Genomic DNA, 1,065 nt, shown 5'->3' with positions numbered 1-1,065 from the left:
AGAGGTAAAAGCAGCGCATTAGGCATTGCTTGTGCTCAGTTATTGCAACACAAGCCACTGCGTATATTACTTACCGCGCCTTCTATTAACGCTGTTGAGCCAGTCTATCAGCACGCGCAGCGTTTACTTACGGATGCCAAACAGATGAAGAAAGACCGTTTGGAAGTCGGATATGGGTATATTCAGTTTATTGCGCCTGACGAATTGTTGTCTTCGCTGCCTGAGTGTGATTTGTTGCTAGTCGATGAAGCGGCTGCGATTCCCGTCCCGATGCTCAAACAAATCACCGAGCATTATCATCGTTTGGTCTTTTCTAGCACGATTCATGGCTATGAAGGCTGCGGACGTGGCTTCACGTTGAAGTTCATTGAATGGTTGCAACAACAACGACCTGGCATGAAGACGTATCACATGCAGCAGCCAATTCGTTGGAGTGCAGATGATAAGTTAGAAACGTGGTTGTATGACGCTTTTATCTTGAACGCTGAATTATCGCCGCAATCCATTGAAGGCATGGCGAACGTATCGTTGAACAAAGTGGACAAGCAAGCACTGGTTCACCAACCCAACTTACTACGCGAATGCTTTGCTTTACTGGTTAATGCTCATTATCAAACCTCACCGAATGATTTGCTCCATTTACTGCGAGATGACAACAGCTCCGTTTATCTCGCGATGGATAAACAAAATATCATCGGAGTCATTCTCACGGTTGAGGAGGGCGGTCTTGATGACGAGTTAATTGAAGCTATTCAACTTGGTCAACGTCGTCCTAAGGGGCATTTGACGCCAATCACCATCATCAATCAACTTGGTTTGGTAAAGGTAGGCAGGCTTATTACTTCACGAGTGATGCGAATTGCGGTGCATCCTGATCTACAAGGTTCGGGCATTGGCAAGCGCATGCTAACACTACTCGAGGAAAGTGTTGGCGAACATGTGGATTACCTATCGACAAGTTTTGGTGCGACGGATGAGTTGATTCAGTTTTGGCAACAAGCTGGCTATCAATCTATTCGTTTAGGAACTATGCGCGATGCCGCCAGTGGTTGTTATTCATTGTTG

At 46.0% G+C, this 1,065-nt stretch carries 1 protein-coding gene; it reads left to right on the top strand.

What is annotated here, in order from left to right:
- Nucleotides 1–1,065: GNAT family N-acetyltransferase (locus R8N28_RS26815; RefSeq protein ID WP_318183868.1), on the top strand; the 1,065-nt coding region annotated here is incomplete at both ends.

It is taken from the genome of Vibrio sp. Vb1554 (genome assembly GCF_033344235.1).
The sequence above is the reverse complement of the archived record's forward strand: the minus strand, read 5'-3'. Positions and strand labels throughout refer to the sequence as shown.